The sequence below is a fragment of the Pantoea sp. JZ2 genome (assembly GCF_035191405.1).
GTDB classification, from domain to species: Bacteria; Pseudomonadota; Gammaproteobacteria; order Enterobacterales; family Enterobacteriaceae; genus Pantoea; species Pantoea stewartii.
This window is the reverse complement of the sequence record NZ_CP045248.1, coordinates 234,981-249,762: the sequence shown is the minus strand read 5'-3', so window position 1 is coordinate 249,762 and position 14,782 is coordinate 234,981. Positions and strand designations below refer to the sequence as shown.

Here is a 14,782-nt window from a genome sequence, read left to right as displayed (position 1 = left end):
CAGCAAGGGATAAGTCATTATGAAATTTAAAAAAACTTTCGTTCCGGTGTGAATTTTTATGCGGGGCAGGTAAGGATACTGCTGGCTGATTACCGGCAACATTTGCCGCCTCGCTTGTGAAAATCCTTTTTCACAACATAATTTGGGAGTGCAGGTGCCTGCTGGCTCCCGCCGCTAAAGAAGCCTGGAACCGTGAATTTGGTTCGCCCCCGCTCTGAGGCGGGGGCTCTTTTTTATTAACCGAACTTTCATTATGAGCATTTTATAAAGTAGCTTCCGGAGCACCACTGAACCCCGGGAAAAACGCCTTCGCATCCATTCCCCGGCATTTAATAACCGGATGAATTAATAAACCCGGAGGCTTCAGGAAAAATACGCCCGCCAGCTTTCGTTATTTAAACGTATAAACCTTTCGCTGTGACAGTTAAAAAATTTGAATTTATTTTAAAGAAAAAGGTAACCATGACGATAAACTGTAACAGACAGACCCTTAACCAGAAACGTGATAATAATAACACAGCAACACAGAACCATTGATACGGGGCCACCCTGCCCCTTTTTTTTTAAAGTATTTCATTTCTTATCTCTCAGAACACGCGCATTTCGTATGCTTTTATCACAGCATGTAGCGAAAGGTATACCGCAGATTAAATCGCCTTTTTTCGACGAAACTTTTTCATGAGCATACACAGCCAATTGTTGTCCGGCAGACAGCACCTTCGTAATCATCACGGTGAGTGATGATTTTGCCAGATCCAGACTGAGCAGATGACTGTGTCACAACGAGATGAAAACACGACACACGTCATTATCAGCGAAGCCGCACTGCATCCTGTTCTGGCGGAAAAGGCATAAACATTCATTCCCTTCTGGATGAACCCGGGCTTACGGCAACAGGCAACTGCCGCGACGAAAGCCTGAGTAAAATCTCAGAAGCCATAGCGTGGCTGGGAGAATTTATTGATTCGGGCCTTTCGGTACGGCCCGGGTCTCAACTATACATCCTCACAGGACTGAATGAGTAAAGGCATTTTAAAAAGGGCAAAATCAGGTTCTGATAAGAAGATGACAGGCGAAATGCCCTCACCGGGCTCAGGCGGTTTTATCCCCGCTCGTGATAAAAAAGTCATACAGTTGACCAGCCCCGCCTTTTAAGGAGGCTCGATTTTAGCAACGTTCACTTCTGGCACAAAGCGGACGTTTTAATCTGAACTACCCCCTGTAGTGAGAGCCGTATTCAGAATGCCGCTTCAGCGGCATTAAGGCGCAAGATGACATAAAAGATGGCGCAGAGGCTGAACGGCGCCGTACGCCCGGCGCAGCCGGTTACAGGCCTGTAAATCGTACCCTACTCCACCTTTTCCTGAACAGACTTACGGACCTTCAGCAATAAAGAAGCTCAGGTACCGGCTTCGCGCCAGACGGAGATCACCAACGAGCGTGATCAGCCCCGGCGATAACCGCTATCCGGGGCCCGAAACCGCTCCCGCTTCAGACGTTCTCTTCCCTTATCACCGCAACCCGCTGTCCCGCGCGCACAGCACTGCCTGGCTGCACGTTTATCTGCTGAATGATGCCGTCGCATGGTGCCAGTAGCGGAATCTCCATTTTCATGGATTCCAGCACGACCAGCACATCCCCCGCATGCACGCGACTTCCCGCCGTGGTTTGCACCTGCCAGAGATTGCCGGAAACCGGGCTTTCGACGCCCTGTTCGCCCTGCTGTAATGACCTATCGCCGCCCTCTTCCACCACGCTTTCCTGGCTGTCGAAATGAGCCTGCCCGCTGGCGATCCAGCGATCGCGTTCCGCATTAAACGCCTTTTGCTGATGGTCACGAAACGCCGCGATGCTCTGCGCCTCCTGAGCAAGAAACTGCTGATAATCGCTTAACCGCAGCGTGCTGTGCTCAATGCGCAGCGGATAGCGTCCCAGTGGAAAATCGCGGCGGATTTGCATCAGTTCCCCGGCGGATACGGGGTAAAAACGCAGTTGATCGAAGAAGCGCAGTAGCCAGGGTTTTCCGGCAAAATCGGTGACGTCGCGATAGCGGTTCCACATCTGAAGCGTGCGGCCCACGAACTGATAGCCACCGGGCCCTTCCATACCGTAAACGCACAGGTAGGCCCCACCGATACCGACCGAATTTTCTGCCGTCCAGGTACGCGCCGGATTATATTTTGTGGTGACAAGACGATGGCGCGGATCCAGCGGTGTCGCTACCGGCGCGCCAAGATAGACATCGCCCAGCCCCATAACCAGGTAGCTGGCTTCAAATACCGTTTTCCAGACCGCCTGCTCGTCAGGCAGATCGTTAATCCGACGAATAAACTCCAGGTTGCTGGGGCACCACGGCGCATCAGGACGTACCGTGGTCATGTATTTTTCAATCGCCTGACGGCAGGCGGGATCGTCCCAGGAAAGCGGCAGATGCACCACGCGCGTCGGCACCTGCAGATCATCATGCATACAAACTGTGAGCCACTCGCCGCGCACCCATGCCAACAGCGCGTCATGGGTGAGAATTTCAGGCTGAAAATGGATTTGCAGCGAACGGATCCCCGGCGTGATATCAATCACCCCGTCTTTTGCATGCGCTTCCAGCGCCTGCATCAGGGCATGAATGCGAAAACGCAGAACCAGATCCAGTTCCGGCTCCCCGGCTTCGAGGAGCAGATGCGTATCGCCCGAAAGCCGCGCCACCAGGCGCTTATCGGCCTCGCCGCAGGTCATAACAATCGGCGAGGTCAGCGGCGCAGGTTGCCAGGCCGTCTCCTGCGCGCAGAGCGTTGCCAGCGCCTGGCGTTGCTCCCGGGCCAACTGACGCGCGGTGGGCAAATCCACTGCGGTAAAGCGCACGTTATCACCGGCTTTCAGTTGCCCCAGCTGCCATAGGTCGGCTTCTATGACCGTGACCGGACAAACGAAGCCCCCCAGACTGGGTCCATCCGGGCCCAAAATTACCGGCATATCGCCGGTAAAATCCACCGCGCCAATAGCGTAGGGGTTATCGTGAATATTCGACGGGTGCAGTCCGGCTTCGCCGCCGCTGTCGCGGCTCCAGTCAGGCTTAGGTCCAATCAGACGAACGCCCGTGCGACTGGAGTTGAAATGCACTTCCCAGTCCGTGGCAAAAAAGGTGGCGATATAGTCCGGCGTAAAAAACTCCGGCGCGCCATGGGGGCCATAAATCACCCGCAAGGTGCGGACCTGCGGAAGATTCGTACGCAAAGCCAGAGGAAGTTTCGTGCCCGCCTGCGCCGTCTGCGGTGCCAGGTGCAGGATATCACCGCTGCGCAGGGCGCGTCCGGCATGACCACCAAACTGGCCGAGCGTAAAGGTGCTTTTGCTGCCTAAATATGTTGGCACCTGAATACCGCCGCTCAGGCAAAGATAGCTTCGCACGCCCGCACCGTTTACGGCACCCAGCTTCAGCGTTGCTCCGGCGGATATCGTAAACACACAATCCATCGGCGCGGGCTGGCCATCCAGGGTAGCGCTCAGCGATGCACCGCAAATCACCGCCTCAATGGCGGTGTTAAATTTTAGGATGGGTCCGGTGAGGGTGATTTCCAGCGCGGCTTCGCCCTCCTCATTCCCCAGCAGCCGGTTGCCTGAACGCAGGGCGCGATCATCCATCGGCCCGGATGGCGGTACGCCGACTGCCCAGTACCCCAGACGGCCTGGGTAATCCTGAACGCTGGTTTGCGTACCGGCACTCAGCACCTCAACTGTCGCCGCCTGATAACACAGCTGCTCAAGACAACGGGTCCAGGGTTCTCCGTGGACAAAGGGCGCAAACGCCAGGATTTGCTGCAGATAGAGGCGATTGGTTTCAACACCGTACAAACGCGTCTCCCCCAGCGCCTGCGAAAGCGTGGCAATGGCCTCATCGCGGCTGGGCCGCCAGGCGATCATTTTTGCCAGTAGCGGATCAAAAAACGGCGGCACTTCACAACCGGCTTCAACCCAGTGATCAATGCGCAGGCTGGCATTCTCGGTTTCGGGAAAGGCCACCTCCGTGAGCAGTCCGGGGGAGGGCTGAAACTGCCGTCCCGGATCTTCCGCATAAATCCGTGCCTGAACAGCATGGCCCTGTGGTTGAAGCCCCGAGGCCAGCTCACGCAGCGGCGGCAAGGTGCCCGCCGCCAGTTCAATCATCCATTTCACCAGGTCAACGCCCCAGACCTGTTCCGTTACGCCATGCTCTACCTGAAGGCGGGTATTGACCTCCAGGAAGTAAAACTGGCGGGCGACGCTGTCATAAACAAACTCCACCGTGCCCGCACTGCGATAGTTTACCGCTTTACCCAGCGCAACCGCCGCCTCGCACAGCGCCTGCGCCATTCCTTCGGGCAGATTGGGCGCGGGGGTTTCTTCGATGACCTTTTGATTACGCCGCTGCACCGAGCAGTCACGCACGCCCAGCGCGATAACCTCACCCAGTCCGTCGCCGAAAATCTGTACCTCAAGGTGGCGCGCCCGCTCGATATAGTTTTCGAGAAACACGCCGGCGTCGCTGAAGTTGTTTTGCCCCAGCCGCTGTACCGTATCGAACGCGTCGGCCAGCTCGTGCGCATCGCGGCAAACGCGCATGCCAATTCCGCCGCCGCCCGCGGTGCTTTTCAGCATCACCGGATAACCGACTGTCCCGGCGACACGGCAGGCTTCGGCGGCATCGGCCAGTAATTCGCTGCCTTCCAGTAAGGGCACACCTTCGGCTTTCGCCAGGGCCCGGGCCGTGTGCTTCAGGCCAAAGGTTCGCAACTGCTGCGGCGTTGGGCCGACAAAAATCAGTCCTGCGGCCTCACAGGCTTCCGCGAACGCGGCATTTTCAGAGAGAAAACCGTAGCCCGGATGAATGGCCTGTGCGCCACTTTGCTGCGCTGCGGCGATAATTTTTTCGGCGACCAGATAGGTTTGCGCCGCTGGGCCGTCGCCAAGGCTTAACGCTTCATCCGCGTCGCGAATATGCAGGCTACCGAGATCGGCTTCGGCATACACAGCCACACCCTTCACCTGCATGGCACGTAGGGTGCGCAAAATGCGGCAGGCAATCGCGCCACGGTTGGCAATCAGTAAGGTATCAAACATAAGCGGAACTCTCAGGGAAGCGGGCCGTCCCGCACAAAGTCGATATGTCCCCGGGGCCGTCCCCGGGGCTGATGTTGTTCAGGCGCGCGTAACGCTCAGCCGCGCCGGACTCAGTTCCACACCAGTACCTCGGCGGGTGTAGGGTTCCAGCCGTTGCAGGGGTTGTTTAACTGCGGACAGTTAGAGATCAAAACCACCGCATTACACTCAGCACGCAGTTCAACGTATTTACCGGCCGCAGAGATGCCGTCCTCAAAGGTCAGTCCCCCTTGCGGGGTAACAGGGACATTCATAAAAAAGTTGATGTTGGCACCGATATCGCGTTTATGCAGACGGCCATCGTGCAGACAGGCACAGAGAAAATTATCCCGGCAGCTGTGCATATAGCGCTTGTCATGAGCATAGCGCACAGTATTACTTTCCTGCGCACAAGCCCCACCCAACGTATCGTGACGGCCGCAGGTATCGGCGACAATAGTCAGCAACGGATTGCCCAGATTGGAATAGAGTACGCTGCCGGTGGTCAGGTAAGCCTTACCCTGACGGCGTAGTGTACGTTGAGGATCGTAACGTTCACGCGGGTTATCCGCGTTGTAAAACAGCGTATCGATCGCCTGATTCCCTTCCAAATCGAGCAGACGCAGTGTTTGCCCTTTTTTAACCTCAAACAGCCAGGGCTCTCCCGCCGGGATCACGTGACGGTACACGGCATCTTCAGGGCGGCGGTCGCTGGAAATCATGGTCATCACTGCCTCCTTACAGGGCAAAAAGTTGGGTATTGCGAATCGCGCGCTGGTTTTCATCGCGGATAAACAACGCTTCGGTAGCGGCCTGTTCGTCATCCGCCTGATACCAGCTCAGCTGAATGGGGCGCGGGGCATAGTCCGGGGCAGGATCCATCGGATGTGGCAGCGCGGTCAAAACGATCAGAACGTCCATAGGGGCAAACAACTCAACAAAATCCCCTGCGCGACTGTTCGCTGTGATGAAGTGGAAGTAGCCATCTTCATCTACAGTGACTTTGCTGAAGAAGTTAACGACCATGAGCAGATCTTCCAGACCCAAATCCCATTTGCCCATTTCGACCAACAGATTATCGACGCCGTTACGATGGAAGCCATTCCGCAGCTCCTGATAGCGCCCCGTGCCATATTTTTCGTGCGTTTCTGCCGCGTTCAGTACGCCACTAAACGGGTCGTGCCAGCCACAGCTGTCCGCCACGATTCCGGCGAGTACGCGGCCCATATCGGAGTAGAAACAGTGCCCGATGGTGAGCCGGGCAGTATGCTGACCCTTTAGCGTATCCGGCAGATTCAGGCGTTCACTTTTTTCGTGGGGATTGAGCATCATCATGCTGACGTTAGCGCCGCCGTCGAGATCGGTCAGGCGCAGGATCTGTCCTTTACGCAGAATGAGTGAGGTATGCGCCCCGCCGGGAAGCCGCTCTTCGCGCAGGCTGGGAGCCGAGTGAAAACGTGCGGTCATTGCTGTCTCCTTAATGCATAAACGTTGTCTTTACTGTCTGCCATTATCTGTGCCATTCGCGCCTCATTAAGCGGAATGTCGTAAGTAATACGTGCGCCCCAGGCATCAGGGGCCTGGGGATCGTGACGGACTTTGTCGAATACCAGTAGCCGGGTACCCAGGTTGAAGCCTTCGGCAAGATCGTGGGTGACCATAAACACCGTCATACGGGTTTCACTCCATAGTTGAAGCAACAGCGCATGCATATCTTTGCGAATGCCGGGATCCAGTGCGCCAAAAGGTTCATCAAGCAACAGCACGCGCGGTTGCATGATGAATGCCTGGGCAATCGCCAGCCTTTGCTGCATGCCGCCGGAGAGCTGCGCCGGATATTTATCCAGTGCATTTCCCAGCCCCACCTTCTCCAGCATCGCGCGCGCCTGCTGGCGGGCCTCGCGTTTCCGGGCACCAAACAGGCGGCCAAACAGCGGGGAAGCAGGTAACTCAAGTCCCGTCGCGACGTTATCCAGGACGTTGAGATGGGGAAACACGGAGTAGCGCTGAAACACGACGCCGCGGCTACGGTCTGGTTCTGTTGCCAGAGCCTGGCCATCCAGCGTGATCTCTCCCCGGGTAGGTTTCTCCTGACCCAGCAGCAGGCGTAAAAATGTCGACTTTCCGCAGCCCGATGCACCGACCAGGGAGCAGAATTCACCCTCTTTAACCTGTAAATTGATACGCTCCAGCACTACATGATCGCCGTACTCCTGCCAGATATTCCTGATGCTGATAAAACTCATTTCCGGTCTCCTTCCGCCCAGGGGAAACAGGCGTTGTGCAACCTGCGCAGGCCCAGATCCATCAGCCATGCCAGCAGCGTGATCCAGATGACATAAGGAATAATCACATCCATCGCCATGTAACGCCGTACGAGGAAAATGCGATAGCCGAGCCCGGCGGTCGCCGAAATCGCTTCAGAAGAGATTAAAAACAGCCAGGCCGATCCCAGCAGCAGACGTAGCGAGGTAATAAGCCGCGATAACAGCTGCGGCAGGACAACCCGCAGCACAACCGTCCAGCTATTCGCCCCCAGGGTTTGCGCTTTGATAAAGAGTTCTGCCGGGATTTCCCGCGCCCGGTGTTCAAGATCGCGCGCGAGCATCGGCGTAATGCCAATGACGATAAGCATCACTTTTGACAACTCATCCAGGCCGAAAACAATAAACAGCACGGGCAGAATCGCCAGCGGCGGAATCATCGAGACAACCGTCAGCAGGGGTGACAGGGCGGCGCGGGACAGCGGGAACACCCCTGCGGCGATACCCAGACACAGGCCGATCAACGAGGAGAGCGCCAGCCCCAGCAGCAGGCGGCTCAGGCTGGTAAACGTATCGGTCCACAGCAGGTATTCACCACTGCGCTTATCCGGCGTGAAAGCCATCCGGTCAATGGCATCAATCATCTGCGACAGGCCGGGCAGCAGTTTGTCCTGCGGATTGGCTTCGAGCCGCACCGCCGACCCGATAAACCAGGCGGCGATAATCAGCACGAAGGGCAACAGCATTAGCGTCAGGCGCATGCCCTGGCGGGGATAGCGGTTGATGAGGCGCATGGCACGAACTCCCGTGGTCAGTGGTTACAACTTGCCCGCGGCGGCCAGCTTCAGATAGCTGTCGTCGAAGCGCAGCTTGCTGTTAGCCCTGTCGCCAATGGTGACGTTGCCCGGGAACGTCATGCCGATAAAGTCAGCGCTCTGTGCGCCCTGACCCAGCAGCCCTTTATCAAAGGAGAATGTCGCCACGCGCTGCATGGTTTTTGGTAATTCCGGGGAAGAAATAAAGGCCAGCGTTTCGGCAGGTGTCCAGAACAGGTGGGTCGTTTTCAGCTGGGCCTGATAGCCCGCAAGGTCGGTACCGGAATCAGCAGCCATCTCACTCAGCACTTTTGTATCGCCTGCGTGCATTTTTGCCATCATTTCAAACCAGGCTCCGGTCAGCGCTTTGCCGAGAGCCGGGTTATCTTTCAGCGTCTGGGTGCTCACCACCATCATGTCGATGAGTTCACCGGGGACCTGGGAGGAGCTGAACACTTCAGTGGTTTGTGGTGTCTTTTTGATGACGGACAGTTGCGGGTTCCAGGCGACCACCGCCCGCACGTTGCTGGTGCCAAAAGCCGAGACGATATCCGCATCCGAGGTATTGACGACCTTCACGTCCTTTTCCTGCAGTCCGGCTTTTTCCAGTCCGCGAACCAGAAGATAGTGCGATACCGACAGCTCAGGTAAATAGACCGACATGCCCTTCAGGTCGCTGAGTTTTTTATTCACCCCTTTCAGGACTATACCGTCGTTGCCATCGGAATAGCTGCCGGTGATCAGCGCAGTCGAATCCACGCCGCCTGCCGCCGGGATAGTCAGCGCATCCATATTAGTCATGGTGCAGCCGTCAAACTGTCCCGCTGTATACTGGTTAATGGATTCGATGTAGTCGTTGAGTTGAACGATATTGATTTTGATGCCGTATTTGCTGGCCCATTTATCAATAATTTTTTCATTACTGATGGTGCCCCAGGGCATCCAGCCCGCATAGATCGTCCAGCAGATGTTGAATTCTTTTTTGACCGCGGCGAAGGAAGGAAAGCTGATCAGCAAGATCAGTGACAGCAAAAGCGTGCGGATGAACGACGTTGTTTTCATGGTTAACCTCTGGTTGGCACAAAAAAGGAGCAGCGCGACACCTCACGGTGCTGCTGTCTCCCGGGCTTTTGTCCCGCCGTGTAACCTCGCAGAGGTCGCCAGCTCTCGGACCAGACATTCACCTGCGTGAACCGGAACCCTAGCCAGCTATTGCTATCAGATTATGTGTTGCGCTGCGTACTGTTCACAGTTTTGCAATTGACGTGCCAGAAATCATGTTGCCAGAAATCAGGCAATTACCCGATTTTCAGGCCGCTAAGCACCAGAATGATGAGTAATGAATGTGCGTTGCACATTCTCGGTGCCGGTACAGAACAGAAAGACGAAATGGGGTGACATCGCACGTAACCGCATCTGTTTGCCTGACTTAAGGTGTGGTGGCTGGGGCATTTGACTCAGAGCTGAATGTCATCATTATCCCATTCACAACGCAGGGTAAATCTCGTGCTTTTTTTACGGCAGGATAATCCGGAATACACTAGAGTTAACTGATTCAATTACCAGTAAAAACCCATGACCATGCACTCTTCCTTTGGCTCAAATCTTTTCGCCCGGTTGCGCCTGCTCATCTTTGTCGTTGCGGGTATCGTCTGCTATTTTTTACTGCCCGAACAGTTGGGGCAAATGCAGCGACTCTTGATAAGCTGGAACGTGCTGGCGTGGCTCTATCTTTGGTTTATCTGGTTTCGTATGTTACGCACTGCGCCTGATCAGATTAAACGAATCGCCCAGATGCAGGATCAAAGTGCCGCACTGGTACTGGGGCTGGTGATTGTAGCCTGTACGATCAGTATGGTGGCCATTATGAGTGAGCTTCCCACGCTGAAAAGCCTGACGGGCACACCGCGGGCCCTGCATTTGCTTCTGACCGCCATAACGCTCATCGCCTCCTGGGCATTACTGCCCAGCGCGTTTGCCATGCATTATGCACACCAGCACTATTTGCATCGTAGCAGCAGCGTTACCCCGATGATCTTTCCAGAAAAACCGGCGCACCCGGCTTACTGGGATTTTCTCTATTTCTCTTTTACCATCGCGGTGGCTTCTCAGACCGCCGATGTGGCAACGGGCACAACAGAAATGCGAAAACTCGCCCTGCTGCAGTCGGTCATCTCTTTTATCTTTAATCTGACGATTCTGGGGCTATCTGTAAACGTGGCCGCCAGCCTGCTGAGCTAACGTGCGTCACGAAAGGGAGAGAAGAGATTACCTGCGGTGAAAGCCTGATCTGCCCTACACCTGTCCGCTGACGGACGGTGTAGGGAGGCGAGATTTACTGCTGCCCTTGCTGCTTAGCATCCGCTTCTTTTTGTTTTTTCTTCGCCATATGATGCCCAACCGCACAGCCAGCCGCCGCACCCGCTGCACCGTGGTTTTTCATATGCCCGGCAACGCCACCGACGGCTGCACCTTTCAGGCACCCTTTCGCTTCGACCTGAGTACTCATTGCCATGAGCAGACCTGCGGTAATAACAACAATCGAAAGTTTATGCATCAATTTGACTCCGTAACTATTATGAAATGATTTACCTTTATTGAGCGTAGCGATGTTGTACGTTTTTGCCGTTCAGGTTCTGTTACGTTTATGAGACGTTTAACTTTCATTAAAAATCTTATTTCGCCGCAAGGCGAAATAATCAACAGACGGATAAAGTCGGCGAGAACGGGCATGGTTAAGCCTGGCGGAAAAGGCGATCAACCGGGATCGAAACCCATCTCAACGCTACCTGTTGCGAAATAAGCCTGTCTTTTTTGCTTTAAAAAACAGTCAAAGCATGCTCAGAATAGGTGACTCAAATCAGGCTGCGATCCCACGGCGTCTGGCAGATGAGATGACATCGTAACTGCCTGCATTCACAAGCAAAAACGGCGGATGCGCCGCCCGCTCTGGATAGCCTGTCTTGCTGGTGTTTAATTCAGGAGAATGACATACCGCAAATAATAGCGCCTTAAGCTTTCGCCTCGTGCAATTACAGGTATGTTCGATACCGTTTTCTGGTCAATCCTTAACCATCGTGATTGCGTCAAATAGAGTGATATCCGCTAAAGGGCTGTCATAACTAAAAGGGTTAATTCATCACCAGTGCCTTCTTCAAATCCATCCCGCGATTTTGTTTATTGCAGAACAGATGAACGAACCCGTTAATTATCGCCGGATACCGTTAAACGTGATCCTTCTATTTTGTTGATAGCCTTACGCCAGTTTCAGTCGGACGATGTCGTGTGGCATTAAGTCGCAAGGCGTCGGGAAAACCGCACACTGCGCCCTTAGCCTCTGTACCGAACGCGCCGTGACCTTGCCAGGCATATTCTGCTTTAAAGACGACGGTGAATGAGCAGAAGTTTCATACGCAGGAAATTAAAACGCGCTTTGTTTTTCTGGTTTTGTTTACGCTAAGGGCAACGTGCAATGCCTGCCATAACCGTGACAATCGCTCAGGAAGAAAAAATGAAAGTACAAAAACTTGAACAACCTGCTTCGATCAGCACTCTCGAACCCTGGGGTACCGTTGAGGGATTACCTGGTTCACCTGAAATCATGATCGCCGGGCTGCAGAAAGTCATCCCGGGCCATGAGAGTATTGATATGGGCATTTTTGAATGTTCGCCGGGCAGCTATCGTCGCGGCGTAAAGCAAGCGGAGATGATGCACTTCCTTTCCGGAACGGGATCTTTTACTGCTGATGGCGAAACACCACAGCATTTCAAACCCGGCGATACGTTGTTTTTTGAAGCAAATACGGAAGGCACATGGGTTATGGACACGACCATGCGTAAGCTCTACGTGATATTTGAAACCCCTTAATGACGCCGACGAACAGACTTTTTGGTTGCCCGGATAACGGACAATCAGGACAACATAAAGTCTACGGCATCACGGGCATGAAGGCTGGTGGTATCAAAGACAGGCAGAGCGCTTTGCGCCTCGGGAACCAGCAGGCCGATTTCCGTGCAGCCGAAAATCACCGCTTGCGCGCCCTGATCGCGCAGCTGCGTGATCACATCAAGATAATACTGGCGTGCGCTTTCGGTAAATTTTCCCATGCAGAGTTCATCAAAAATGATGTGATTGAGGGTGGCGCGCTGCTCCGCCTCCGGCACGATCGTGTTAATCGAAAACCGTTGCTGTAACCGCCCCAGATAAAAATCCTGCTCCATCGTATAGCGGGTGCCCAGCAAGGCGACTCGCGTCATCCCTCTGGCTGTTATCGCCCTGCCCGTGGCATCGGCAATGTGTAAAAAGGGAAGATTGCAGTGGGCTTCTATATCGTCGGCAACCTTGTGCATCGTATTGGTACACAGCACGATGGTTTCGGCCCCGGCAAGTGCCAGTCCCCGGGCGGCTTCACCCAACTGCTTGCCTGCCTGTGCCCAGTTGCCCTCACGCTGACAGACTTCAATATCGTGAAAATCGACGCTGTGTAACAGCAGTCGTGCCGAGTGTAATCCGCCCAGTCTTTCCCGAATACCTTCATTGATGAAGCGGTAATAAGGCAGCGTGGATTCCCAGCTCATCCCACCGATCAGTCCGATTGTTTTCATGTTCATCCTGTGTGCATGCCGTGCAGGTTCAGGCCCGCCTTATGCGTGCGCAGGCCTGAATGCAGGTTTAATGGTCTGCCGCAGCAATAAGGCCATCAGGTTTTTTTACCTTTTTCGCTGGCCTGCTGCAGTGCCGTGATGACGATGCCCGGGGTTAACACCTGCGGCAGAACGACAGGTTTTCCGCCATCCGCAGGGTAAACGACATACAGCGGCAATCCGCCGCGACCAAAGTCGCTGAGCGCCTGTTCGACATCAGGATTGTACTTCGTAGAGTCCGCAATCATATAGATGGTGTCAGTGCGCGCCATAGCTTGCTTAACCGCCTGCGTCGACAGGGAAGTGCGCTCGTTAACCTGACAGGTAATGCACCATGAGGCCGTAAAATTGACCAGAACGGGTTTGCCCTGACCTTTTATCGCCTCAACATTTTGAGGTGTCCATGCCACCGCGGCCGCGGCAACGGTATCGGGCGAATCCGGCGTTGTCGTGGCGGTTTTCAATGTTAACAACGGCGGAATTAACAGAACGACCATGGCGGCTGTAGCGATGTGTAATGCCCAGTGCCGCCTTCCCATCATCTGTCGCTTTTGCGCCATACCATACAGCCAGGCGGCAAAACTCAGCACCAGGCAGCATGTCAGAATGGCTGCCAGGGCTGTCGAACCCGCCTGACGCTCCAGTACCCAAATCAACCACCCCGCCGCCCCCAGCATGGGAAAGGCGAGCCCGTGTTTGAGCGTGATCATCCAGGCACCCGGCGCAGGTAGCAGGCGGGCAAACACAGGGAAAAAGGAAATTAGTGTGAACGGTGCTGCAAACCCCAGCGCCAGTGAAAGGAAAATAACCACACTGATAACGGGAGGTTGCGTAAAGGCATAGCCGATGGCGCTGGCCATAAACGGCGCGCTACAGGGCGTGGCGACGACGATGGCCAGCGCGCCGGTGAGTGCCGATCCGGTTAGCCCTCCCCGCTCGCCTCCGACTTCACCCGCCCGCTGAAGGGATAAGCCAACCTCAAACAGGCCGAACAGGTTGAGGGCCGATGCCACCATGATTAGCACCAGTAAGGCTATCACCAGCGGCGATTGCAACTGAAAACCCCAGCCGACGGAAGCGCCCCCCATTCTTGCCAGTAACAGCACACTGACCAGCAGCACCATCGTGACAACCACACCCACCAGAAAAGCCAGCCCTTCGGCTCGCGCATGTGCGGGTTGGGCATTGTGGCGCAGCAGACTCAGTGCCTTCAGCGAGATCACCGGGAATACACAGGGCATGAGATTAAGGATAATGCCGCCCAGAAACGCGGCGGCGATAGCAGTCAACATGATGGCGCTGTCCAGATGTGAGATTAAGCCGGGTTAGCCTGACGGTATTTTTTCACGGCATCCAGGGTCTTCTGAATATGGGCCTCTGGATTTTTATCGGTGTAACTCAGCAAAATTTTGCCATCCGGCGCAATAACATACGATGTGCGGTCAGACAGAGTTTTGCCTTTCATTTCCATCGTACTTTTGTATTCGGCCGCCACTTTGGCACCCGGATCGGCGGCGACGGTGAACTTATCGCGACACTCAAGCTGAGAGAATTTCGCAATCTGATCGGTATTACCTGCGGTCACGCCAATTACCGTTGCGCCCTGCTTTTTAAACTCATCGGTTGCTTCCGCAAAAGCATGCGCTTCCAGCGTGCAGCCGGCGCTGAACGCCGCCGGGAAGAAATAAAGTACAACCGGTCCTTTTTTCAGTGCCTGCTGTAAGGAGAAGGTCGTTTCTTTACCTGCCAGAGCCGCTTCCAGTTTAAAGTCCGGTGCGGTTTCCCCTGCGGCCAGCGCAGCAAACGCAGAAGTCACAGGCAGGCTTAACGCCAGCAGCGTCGCTGCCGTCAGCATTTTCAGGCGCTTCATTTGATACATTCTTTTTCTCTCCATCGGCAAACAGGCAACAGTGCCTTATGCACATTAATACTAGATTCACTGGCAAA

The 14,782-nt window shown here is 54.8% G+C and carries 13 protein-coding genes and 1 riboswitch; of the genes, 3 read left to right on the top strand and 10 right to left on the bottom strand.

Features of this window, described 5'->3' with window-relative positions; genetic code table 11:
* Window positions 1-1,017 precede the first annotated feature (1,017 nt).
* Window positions 1,018-1,155, top strand: coding sequence for a hypothetical protein (locus GC087_RS23630; RefSeq protein ID WP_324030691.1), 138 nt, complete (start codon window positions 1,018-1,020; stop codon window positions 1,153-1,155).
* 336 nt (window positions 1,156-1,491) lie between these two features.
* Here the strand turns inward: GC087_RS23630 and uca are convergent, their stop codons facing one another.
* The 6 genes from uca to GC087_RS23600 all read right to left on the bottom strand — a co-directional run bounded on the left by uca (window position 1,492) and on the right by GC087_RS23600 (window position 9,253).
* Window positions 1,492-5,094 (bottom strand): urea carboxylase, encoded by a 3,603-nt coding sequence (gene uca / locus GC087_RS23625; protein ID WP_324030690.1) that lies wholly within the window; start codon window positions 5,092-5,094, stop codon window positions 1,492-1,494.
* A 110-nt stretch (window positions 5,095-5,204) separates the two neighbouring features.
* Window positions 5,205-5,840, bottom strand: coding sequence for an urea amidolyase associated protein UAAP2 (locus GC087_RS23620; RefSeq protein WP_039339340.1), 636 nt, complete (start codon window positions 5,838-5,840; stop codon window positions 5,205-5,207).
* Window positions 5,841-5,850: 10 nt separating this feature from the next.
* Window positions 5,851-6,579, bottom strand: coding sequence for an urea amidolyase associated protein UAAP1 (locus GC087_RS23615; protein ID WP_058702452.1), 729 nt, complete (start codon window positions 6,577-6,579; stop codon window positions 5,851-5,853).
* Window positions 6,576-7,358, bottom strand: coding sequence for an ABC transporter ATP-binding protein (locus GC087_RS23610; protein ID WP_058708847.1), 783 nt, complete (start codon window positions 7,356-7,358; stop codon window positions 6,576-6,578). Before GC087_RS23610 ends, GC087_RS23615 begins: the two co-directional genes overlap by 4 nt.
* Window positions 7,355-8,170, bottom strand: a complete 816-nt coding sequence (locus tag GC087_RS23605; RefSeq protein ID WP_058702454.1) for an ABC transporter permease — start codon at window positions 8,168-8,170, stop codon at window positions 7,355-7,357. The genes GC087_RS23610 and GC087_RS23605 overlap by 4 nt, the downstream gene beginning before the upstream one ends.
* 24 nt (window positions 8,171-8,194) lie before the next feature.
* Complete coding sequence (locus tag GC087_RS23600) at window positions 8,195-9,253, bottom strand: putative urea ABC transporter substrate-binding protein (RefSeq protein WP_324030689.1); 1,059 nt, start codon at window positions 9,251-9,253, stop codon at window positions 8,195-8,197.
* Between the two features lie 55 nt (window positions 9,254-9,308).
* Window positions 9,309-9,407: riboswitch (guanidine-I (ykkC/yxkD leader) on the bottom strand.
* Window positions 9,408-9,772: 365 nt separating this feature from the next.
* Here GC087_RS23600 and GC087_RS23595 point away from each other — a divergent pair.
* Complete coding sequence (locus GC087_RS23595; protein WP_058702579.1) at window positions 9,773-10,432, top strand: DUF1345 domain-containing protein; 660 nt, start codon at window positions 9,773-9,775, stop codon at window positions 10,430-10,432.
* A 94-nt stretch (window positions 10,433-10,526) separates the two neighbouring features.
* Here the strand turns inward: GC087_RS23595 and GC087_RS23590 are convergent, their stop codons facing one another.
* Window positions 10,527-10,748 carry a hypothetical protein gene (locus GC087_RS23590; protein ID WP_033742263.1) on the bottom strand — a complete coding sequence of 74 codons (222 nt, stop codon included), beginning with the start codon at window positions 10,746-10,748 and terminating at the stop codon, window positions 10,527-10,529.
* Window positions 10,749-11,702: 954 nt separating this feature from the next.
* Here GC087_RS23590 and GC087_RS23585 point away from each other — a divergent pair.
* Window positions 11,703-12,059 (top strand): cupin domain-containing protein, encoded by a 357-nt coding sequence (locus tag GC087_RS23585; protein WP_006122092.1) that lies wholly within the window; start codon window positions 11,703-11,705, stop codon window positions 12,057-12,059.
* Between the two features lie 44 nt (window positions 12,060-12,103).
* Here the strand turns inward: GC087_RS23585 and GC087_RS23580 are convergent, their stop codons facing one another.
* From GC087_RS23580 to GC087_RS23570, 3 genes are all read right to left on the bottom strand, one after another.
* Window positions 12,104-12,796, bottom strand: coding sequence for an aspartate/glutamate racemase (locus GC087_RS23580; RefSeq protein WP_324030688.1), 693 nt, complete (start codon window positions 12,794-12,796; stop codon window positions 12,104-12,106).
* A 95-nt stretch (window positions 12,797-12,891) separates the two neighbouring features.
* Window positions 12,892-14,127 carry a protein-disulfide reductase DsbD family protein gene (locus GC087_RS23575; RefSeq protein ID WP_006122090.1) on the bottom strand — a complete coding sequence of 412 codons (1,236 nt, stop codon included), beginning with the start codon at window positions 14,125-14,127 and terminating at the stop codon, window positions 12,892-12,894.
* A gap of 23 nt (window positions 14,128-14,150) precedes the next feature.
* Entirely contained in the window at window positions 14,151-14,714 is a 564-nt protein-coding gene (locus GC087_RS23570; RefSeq protein ID WP_058702457.1) for a peroxiredoxin, read from the bottom strand.
* Window positions 14,715-14,782: the final 68 nt, after the last annotated feature.

Bases quoted from the DNA above. Each gene is read 5' to 3' on its own strand.
- GC087_RS23630 (WP_324030691.1), top strand. From the start codon at position 1,018: ATGAGTAAAGGCATTTTAAAAAGGGCAAAATCAGGTTCTGATAAGAAG.
- uca (WP_324030690.1), bottom strand. From the start codon at position 5,094: ATGTTTGATACCTTACTGATTGCCAACCGTGGCGCGATTGCCTGCCGC.
- GC087_RS23620 (WP_039339340.1), bottom strand. From the start codon at position 5,840: ATGACCATGATTTCCAGCGACCGCCGCCCTGAAGATGCCGTGTACCGT.
- GC087_RS23615 (WP_058702452.1), bottom strand. From the start codon at position 6,579: ATGACCGCACGTTTTCACTCGGCTCCCAGCCTGCGCGAAGAGCGGCTT.
- GC087_RS23610 (WP_058708847.1), bottom strand. From the start codon at position 7,358: ATGAGTTTTATCAGCATCAGGAATATCTGGCAGGAGTACGGCGATCAT.
- GC087_RS23605 (WP_058702454.1), bottom strand. From the start codon at position 8,170: ATGCGCCTCATCAACCGCTATCCCCGCCAGGGCATGCGCCTGACGCTA.
- GC087_RS23600 (WP_324030689.1), bottom strand. From the start codon at position 9,253: ATGAAAACAACGTCGTTCATCCGCACGCTTTTGCTGTCACTGATCTTG.
- GC087_RS23595 (WP_058702579.1), top strand. From the start codon at position 9,773: ATGCACTCTTCCTTTGGCTCAAATCTTTTCGCCCGGTTGCGCCTGCTC.
- GC087_RS23590 (WP_033742263.1), bottom strand. From the start codon at position 10,748: ATGCATAAACTTTCGATTGTTGTTATTACCGCAGGTCTGCTCATGGCA.
- GC087_RS23585 (WP_006122092.1), top strand. From the start codon at position 11,703: ATGAAAGTACAAAAACTTGAACAACCTGCTTCGATCAGCACTCTCGAA.
- GC087_RS23580 (WP_324030688.1), bottom strand. From the start codon at position 12,796: ATGAAAACAATCGGACTGATCGGTGGGATGAGCTGGGAATCCACGCTG.
- GC087_RS23575 (WP_006122090.1), bottom strand. From the start codon at position 14,127: ATGTTGACTGCTATCGCCGCCGCGTTTCTGGGCGGCATTATCCTTAAT.
- GC087_RS23570 (WP_058702457.1), bottom strand. From the start codon at position 14,714: ATGTATCAAATGAAGCGCCTGAAAATGCTGACGGCAGCGACGCTGCTG.